7 protein-coding genes are annotated in these 6,997 nt (G+C 65.7%); 1 reads left to right on the top strand and 6 read right to left on the bottom strand.

Annotated elements, in window-relative coordinates; translation table 11 throughout:
* From motB to flhD, 4 genes are all read right to left on the bottom strand, one after another.
* A partial coding sequence (gene motB, locus F3J10_RS33420) for a flagellar motor protein MotB (protein WP_167243870.1) occupies window positions 1-978 on the bottom strand: 978 nt, incomplete at its 3' end.
* Window positions 979-993: 15 nt separating this feature from the next.
* A complete protein-coding gene (motA, locus tag F3J10_RS33415; RefSeq protein WP_025099996.1) occupies window positions 994-1,854 on the bottom strand; it encodes a flagellar motor stator protein MotA in 861 nt (286 codons plus the stop codon).
* Window positions 1,855-2,292: 438 nt separating this feature from the next.
* Entirely contained in the window at window positions 2,293-2,874 is a 582-nt protein-coding gene (flhC, locus tag F3J10_RS33410) for a flagellar transcriptional regulator FlhC (RefSeq protein ID WP_166916788.1), read from the bottom strand.
* Between the two features lie 100 nt (window positions 2,875-2,974).
* Window positions 2,975-3,295, bottom strand: a complete 321-nt coding sequence (gene flhD / locus F3J10_RS33405) for a flagellar transcriptional regulator FlhD (RefSeq protein ID WP_025099997.1) — start codon at window positions 3,293-3,295, stop codon at window positions 2,975-2,977.
* A gap of 580 nt (window positions 3,296-3,875) precedes the next feature.
* On the opposite strand from flhD, the gene F3J10_RS33400 reads away from it, so the two are divergent.
* Window positions 3,876-4,940, top strand: coding sequence for a glycosyltransferase family 4 protein (locus tag F3J10_RS33400; protein WP_025099998.1), 1,065 nt, complete (start codon window positions 3,876-3,878; stop codon window positions 4,938-4,940).
* Window positions 4,941-5,066: 126 nt separating this feature from the next.
* Here the strand turns inward: F3J10_RS33400 and F3J10_RS33395 are convergent, their stop codons facing one another.
* Window positions 5,067-5,363, bottom strand: coding sequence for an H-NS histone family protein (locus F3J10_RS33395; RefSeq protein ID WP_013696269.1), 297 nt, complete (start codon window positions 5,361-5,363; stop codon window positions 5,067-5,069).
* A gap of 625 nt (window positions 5,364-5,988) precedes the next feature.
* Entirely contained in the window at window positions 5,989-6,810 is an 822-nt protein-coding gene (locus F3J10_RS33390) for a Cof-type HAD-IIB family hydrolase (RefSeq protein WP_167243869.1), read from the bottom strand.
* Window positions 6,811-6,997 lie beyond the last annotated feature (187 nt).

Here is a 6,997-nt window from a genome sequence, read left to right as displayed (position 1 = left end):
CGCCGGCTTCGCGCCGCCGCCGATCTGCTGCGCGAGCCCCTGCGAGCCGGCCGCGTCGTTCGACAGCGTGGTGGCGGTGGCGTCCTCGCGCATCAGCGCGGTTTCCGACTTGCGGTTCAGCACCAGGATGCTGATCCGGCGGTTCTCCGGGTCGAGCGGGTCGGCCTTGTTCAGGTTCTGGGTCGAGGCCAGGCCGGTCACGCGCAGCACCTTGGCCTCGTCCATCCCGCCGGCGATCAGCTCGCGCCGCGAGGCATTGGCCCGGTCGGCCGACAATTCCCAGTTGCTGTAGCCCTTCTCGCCGCCCGAATACGGCACCGCGTCGGTATGGCCCTGCATCACGATGCGGTTCGGCACGTCGTTGAGGGTCTTGCCGATCTCGCGCAGGATGTCGCGCATGTAGGGCTCGACGGTGTCGCTCGAGAGCGCGAACATCGGCCGCTTCTGGGTGTCGACGATCTCGATGCGCAGCCCGGTCAGGGTCGAGTCGATGCGGATCTGCTGCTTGAACTGGCGCAGCACCGGGTTGGCCTCGATCGCCGCCATCAGCTTGATCTGCAGGTCGTGCAGGCGCACCTGCTCCTGGCGGTCCTGCTGCGCGCCCGGATCGACGTCGCGATCCTCGTCGCGGCCTTCCTGGGTCAGGCGGCTGGCCAGCATGGTGGTGCCGTCGGTGCGCCGCGTGGTGCCCGACTCGCTGCGCGTGATGTCCGAGCCGCCGCCGTTGACGATGCTCGAGTCATGCGAGCTGCGATCGCCGTTGCCGAACAGCGCGGCCCGCAGCGGCGTGTTGAAGTAGTCGGCGATGCCCTTCAACTGCACCGGCGTGACCGCCGAGAGCAGCCACATCAGCAGGAAGAAGGCCATCATCGCGGTCATGAAGTCCGCATAGGCGAGCTTCCAGGCCCCGCCGTGGTGGCCCTTCTTCGCCGGCGCGACCCGCTTGACGACGATCGCGCGATCCTTGCCCTTGCTCATCGCCGGCCGCCCCGCTTATTTCGCCTTCACCCGGCGCACGTGCTCCTCGAGCTCGGCGAACGACGGGCGTTCGGTCGAGAAGAGCACCTTGCGGCCGAATTCGACCGCGATCGCCGGCGCGTAGCCGTTCAGGCTCGCCAGGATGGTCACCTTGATGCACTGGAGCAGCTTGGTCGACTCGGCCGCGCGCTGTTCGGCGAGGCTGGCCAGCGGCCCGATCAGGCCGTAGGAGAGCAGGATGCCGAGGAAGGTGCCGACCAGCGCCTGCGCGATCATCGCGCCGAGCACCGCGGGCGGCTTGTCGGCCGAGGCCATGGTGTGCACCACGCCCATCACCGCCGCCACGATGCCGAAGGCGGGCATCGCGTCGCCCACGCGCGTGAGCGCATGGGCCGGGCCTTCCACCTCGACGTGGTGGGTCTCGATCTCCTCGTCCATCAGGCTTTCGATCTCGAAGGCGTTCATGTTGCCGCCCACCATCAGGCGCAGGTAGTCGGTGAGGAACTCGACCATGTGCTTGTCGGCCAGGATCTTCGGGTACTGGGTGAAGATCGGGCTCTTCTCGGGGTCGTCGATGTCGGCCTCGAGGGTGAGCGTGCCTTCCTTGCGCGCCTTGGCCAGCAGCACGTAGAGCAGGGCCATCAGCTCCATGTACAGCGCCTTGGTGTATTTCGAGCTCTTGAACAGGGTCGGCAGCACGCGCAGCGTGGCCTTGATCATCTTGATGCCGTTGCCGAGGATGAAGGCGCCCACGCCGGCGCCGGCGATCATCAGGATTTCGAGCGGTTGGATCAGCGCGCCCAGGTGGCCGCCCGCGAGCGCGTAGCCGCCGAACACGGACAACAACGTCACGAGAGTTCCCACGAAAATCAGCACAGCCTGTCCCTCACGAATGGCCGGCGGGAAGGCCGCCGTTAAGTGGTTTACGGCAGGCGGGCCGAAAACTTTCACCGCCCCGGACCGGGGCTAACCCGATATCGGCCGGGGCCCGGCGGCGGCGGCGCGCCGGGCCGCGGGCGGCCTTGGCGCGGGCCTGAGCGGCGCCGCGAGCCGGCTTCGCGGCCATGCGGGGCGGGGCGGCGGGCGACTTCGGCTCGGGCCGGCGCGGCGGCTCGGGAAGCGGTTCGAGGCATGGAGCGCGCGCCGGAGCGCAATACAGGCAGCGAGGCCGGTGGCGTGCGGCGCCGTGGCGGCGCCGGCGCGGCATGCAGCGCGGGCTGCCCGCCGGGTTCGCGCCGCATCCGGAACCACGATACGTGTCGCCACGGCAACCGCGGCCGGCGTCGAAGCCGCCGGGGCCGCGCCCGAAACGCCTCAGACCGCGGCGAACGCCACCGGCGGCACGGCCGGCGCGAGCGGCATCGCCTCGGCCTTGGCAGCGGCCTTGCGGGTCTTGCCGGCGCGCGAGGGCGGCTGGCACAGCCCGCAGACGAAACCCTGCTGCGGATCGTGCGCGTGCGCGACGAAGTGGCCGCCGCAGCGCGTGCAGGATGTCATCTGCAGCATCCCGGAATCGAAGAAGCGCACCAGGGTCCAGGCGCGCGTCAGGCTCAGCACCGCCTCGTCGTCGGACAGCCCGACGTGCTCGAGGTAGAGCCGGTAGCTCTTGACGATCGACTGGATCGAGTCGCAGCCGCCGTGGGCCTGCATGAAGCGGTAGATGTTGTAGAACAGCGACGAATGGATGTTCGGCTGCCAGGTCATGAACCAGTCGGTCGAGAACGGCAGCATGCCCTTGGGCGGCGAGACGCCCTTGAGCTCCTTGTAGAGCTTGATCAGCCGGTCGCGGGACAGGTTGGTCTCCGCCTCCAGCAGTTGCAGACGCGCCCCGAGTTCGATCAGTTCGATCGCCAGGGTGATTTCCTTGACCTCGAGCACCACGCTCTTCGTCGCCATCGCGAGCCTCCGGGATTTCCGGGAATGAGAAGCCATCCGCGCGCGCGCCGGACGCGCGAAGGCGCGCCGGGCTGACGGACGGCGGATGAATATAGGGAAATTAGCGGAGGCTTTCGACGGGCTGGCCGGCCATCAGGATGGCCGAGTGTGCCTGCGCGACGGCCGTGCTTCGGCCTTTGTCGGCAAGCGAGGACAGCAACGCATGATCGTCGAAACGGAAGCGGCAGAGCATCTGGTTCGATGCCGCCAGCTTGACCGTCTGGGCGAGTGTCAGGTTCGCGAGCACTTCCGCGAGTTCTTCCGAGATTCCCATCCGGAACATGCCCATGGCCTTGTCCTCACGCAGCAGACGCTGGGCGAGCAATAGGTACGACAGGTTCACTTCCTTGATCTCGGCGAGCATTTCACTGGTCGCGCTCATGATTCCCCCGTAAGAAATCTTGGCCATCTGCTTTTGAAAACGTTTGCCGTGTTCGCTCGCCCGACAGGGTCGGCAACCGGCGTTTATATTCTTACGGTCATTGTGGCCAAACGGTATTGTGGCGGGTATCAGCAAAGGGGAATGCGACAGGCAGGATTTGTCTGTAAACCGTGTAGGAATTTTTCCGACAGCCGCGGCGAATTACGGAAGCCGTCGATTTCTCGTAAACCCTTGATCTCAAAAGGAGAAATGATGGGCTTCGGAAAAATTTCCCAGGCAATTATCGCGTTTTTTCTACGGCTGTCACAATTGACAGGTATGCATGTAGGAAGCCCTTTCCTACTGCCTTCCAGCCGCCCCGCGCAGGCCCTCCGGCCCCTCTATTTCAGCCTGTAACAAGGCTTAAGTGTTTGAAAAATCACTCGAACCTCGTCGGACGATCCCGATAATAGAGTCGAACGGTCGGCCGGCGGTCAAAACATTTTCGTCAGCGCCGCCCCATCGTCTGCTGCCGGCCGCACCCGATCCGGGCGAGCACGGCGGGCAGGCCCGGCCACCATACGCACAGGAGAACCGCCCCATGCGCATCGCACAAATCGCCCCGCTCTACGAAGCCGTCCCGCCCAAACTCTACGGCGGCACCGAGCGCGTCGTGTCCTACCTGACCGAGGCCCTGGTGGAACTCGGCCACGACGTCACGCTGTTCGCGAGCGGCGATTCCGTCACCTCGGCCAAGCTCGAGGCCTCCTGGCCGCGCGCGCTGCGCCTGGATCCCTCGATCCGCGACTCGATGGCGCCGCACATGCGCCTGCTCGAGCAGGTGGCGCGCCGCGCCCATGAATTCGACGTGCTGCACCTGCACCTCGACTACCTGCCCTTCCCGCTGCTCTCGCGCCTGGACGTGCCCTACGTGACCACCCTGCACGGCCGGCTCGACCTGCCCGAGCTGCAGCCGGTGTTCAACGCCTTCCCGAGCGCGCCGGTGGTGTCGATCTCGAACTCGCAGCGCGTGCCGCTGCCGCAGGCCGGCTGGGCGGGCACCGTCTATCACGGCCTGCCCGACACGCTGCTCACGCCGCAAACGGACCGCGAACCCGAGTACCTCGCCTTCCTGGGCCGCATCTGCCCGGAGAAGCGGGTGGACACGGCGATCCGCATCGCCGCCAAGAGCGGCCTGCCGCTGAAGATCGCGGCCAAGGTCGACAAGGTCGACCAGGACTACTTCAAGAACGAGATCGAGCCGCTGCTGTCGCAGGCGAACGTCGAGTTCATCGGCGAGATCAACGAGCAGCAGAAGCCGGCCTTCCTGTCCGGCGCCAAGGCCCTGCTGTTCCCGATCGACTGGCCGGAGCCGTTCGGCCTGGTGATGATCGAGTCGATGGCCTGCGGCACGCCGGTGGTCGCCTTCAATCGCGGTTCGGTGCCCGAGGTGATCGAGGACGGCCTGACCGGCTTTATCGTCGAGGACGAACACAGCGCAGTGGGTGCGTTGCAGAAAATCGACAGCCTGTCGCGCACGGCGATTCGCGAACGTTTCGAAACGCGATTCAGTGCTCGCACCATGGCGCGTCACTATGTCGAAATCTACGAAACCTTGGGCGCCGCCGCTAAACAGCCGCATTTGACGCGACTCGCCGCCAGCTGATCGAAATCCGGGCGCCTTGCCCGGATTTCAAATATCTCGAAAAAAAGAAAGCCGCATCCCCGATGCGGCTTTCTTTATTGCGGCGGCCGAAACAGGCCGGCCGACAGTGCCGGCGCGACCGGCGACTTACTCGACCAGAAAACGCTCGCGGTTTTTACCGACGATCCAATTCGGCGGCTTGCCGCGGCCACTCCAGGTGGCGCCCGACTTCGGGTCCCGGTATTTGGGCGGCAGCGGCGCCTTCTTCGGCGGACGCCCGCGCTTGGCGCGCTCGGCAAAGCCGAGATCCTGCGCGGTCAACCCGTATTCGGCGATCTTGCGCTGCACGTCGGCGATGACGGCCTCCACTTCCTGCCGGCGGACGTCGTCCGCTTGAGCCTGCAAGTCGGCAATCTGCGCTTTCAGTTTTGCGTATTGAGACATTTTCACTCCCTATTCACGATTCGCCTGGCAATTGGAGCCTAGACACTATCGTTCCGTTCCGCAATCAGCACTGTACCGGGATCGGGCCGAGCCCAATTCGTATGAAAAAAATTATTGCGGATGCATTATATTTCAGTGCAGGTTAATTCTAATGAAATTCGCGCGACACATCGCGGCAATTTAACAATCGTTGACCCTTCGACACGGATTGGATTTCCTATAATCCGTAGCAATGCGCGTCGCGTCAATTACGAGATGGCCGGCTGACAAAATTCCCGCCCTTTTTGGTCGGAATGGTAACGAAAAATCGGCACGCCGGAATTGACGGAAAGCGTCGGCGAAACCACGCCGAGGCCCGGCTGGCGCCTTACGGGAAGATTGCCACGGGGAGCGAGGAAGCAGCGACCCCGACGCTGCCGAATCCGAAACAACAAAGGGGGCGAGTATTTCAACGGGCGCTTCGGCGCCCGTTTTTCATGGATCAATTCGAATTGCGTCGCGGCAGTGAATGACCGGCGGCGCCTTATCGAAATTCGGTATGAAATAGCCGACAGCGGGACAAGGCCGATTGGCGGCGGCAAGGGCCGCCATCGCGGCGCGGCCGCGTGTCTCGATGCGGCGCTTCTCAGCGAACCGGGTCGATATCGAGCGCGAACAGTTCGCGCAAATGGCGCGCCACGCCCGAATCGGCATTACTGCCGATGCGCGGCACGCCAGGCAGGCGCAGCACCAGGTCGGGATTGGCGTTATCCATCATGAATGGATGGCCGGCCGTTTCCAGCAGGTCGATATCGTTCATGTTGTCGCCGAATGCGACGCAATGCGCGCGATCGAGACCGAGCCGCTCCAGCACCACCCGCAGCGCGCGTCCCTTCGAGACGCCCGCGGTCATCACCTCCAGGCAATCCGGCAGCGAGTAGGTCACGTAGAGCGCGTCGCCGAAACGGCTCGCGAGCCGCTCGGCCAGCACCGCCAGGTCGGCCGGCTCGCCGATGTAGAGCACCTTGGCGACGTCCTCGGCCGGGTAGGCCGGCAGGTCGGCCACGCGGTAGACGAAGCCCGAGTCCTGGTGGAATTCGAGCAGGTGCGGCGCCTCGCGGTCGATCAGCCAGCCGGTATCGGTGAACAGGTTGACGATCACCCGGCCGTGCTCGCCCACCAGCTCGGGCCGCACCAGCTCGCGCACCACCGCCGGCGCGATGTCGCTGGCGTACAGCGGCGTGTCGTCGGGCGCATGCACGCGCGCGCCGTTCGAGGTGATCAGGTAGGGGCGGATGCCGAGCACGTCGCGGATCCCGGCCACGTCGGCGTGATGCCGGCCGGTCGCGATGATGATGGGAATGCCGTCGGCCGCCAGCCGGCGCACGGTGTCGATCGTGTAGGGATCGAGCTGGTGGTCGCGATTGAGCAGGGTGCCGTCGAGATCGGTGCAGATGGCGTGGTACATGGCGGGTGGGCGGGGCGCGGAAAGCCCGCATTTTATCGCCGCCAAGGCTGGCGCGCCGCGCGGCCGCAATGAAAACGCAAGCCGGCGGCGCCGATCCCTCGCGCCTCGCACGACGGCTGCCGGCCGCGGCCGGCGCCGTTCAGGCTTGCCTCGCCCGCCGCGCGGCCTCGCGCTGGGCGAGCCGCAG

This window comes from Burkholderia sp. Cy-637 (assembly GCF_011753175.1).
GTDB lineage: Bacteria > Pseudomonadota > Gammaproteobacteria > Burkholderiales > Burkholderiaceae > Burkholderia > Burkholderia gladioli.
This window is presented reverse-complemented; position numbering and strand designations above follow the sequence as displayed.

Bases quoted from the DNA above. Each gene is read 5' to 3' on its own strand.
- flhC (WP_166916788.1), bottom strand. From the start codon at position 2,874: ATGGCGACGAAGAGCGTGGTGCTCGAGGTCAAGGAAATCACCCTGGCG.
- flhD (WP_025099997.1), bottom strand. From the start codon at position 3,295: ATGAGCGCGACCAGTGAAATGCTCGCCGAGATCAAGGAAGTGAACCTG.
- F3J10_RS33400 (WP_025099998.1), top strand. From the start codon at position 3,876: ATGCGCATCGCACAAATCGCCCCGCTCTACGAAGCCGTCCCGCCCAAA.
- F3J10_RS33395 (WP_013696269.1), bottom strand. From the start codon at position 5,363: ATGTCTCAATACGCAAAACTGAAAGCGCAGATTGCCGACTTGCAGGCT.
- F3J10_RS33390 (WP_167243869.1), bottom strand. From the start codon at position 6,810: ATGTACCACGCCATCTGCACCGATCTCGACGGCACCCTGCTCAATCGC.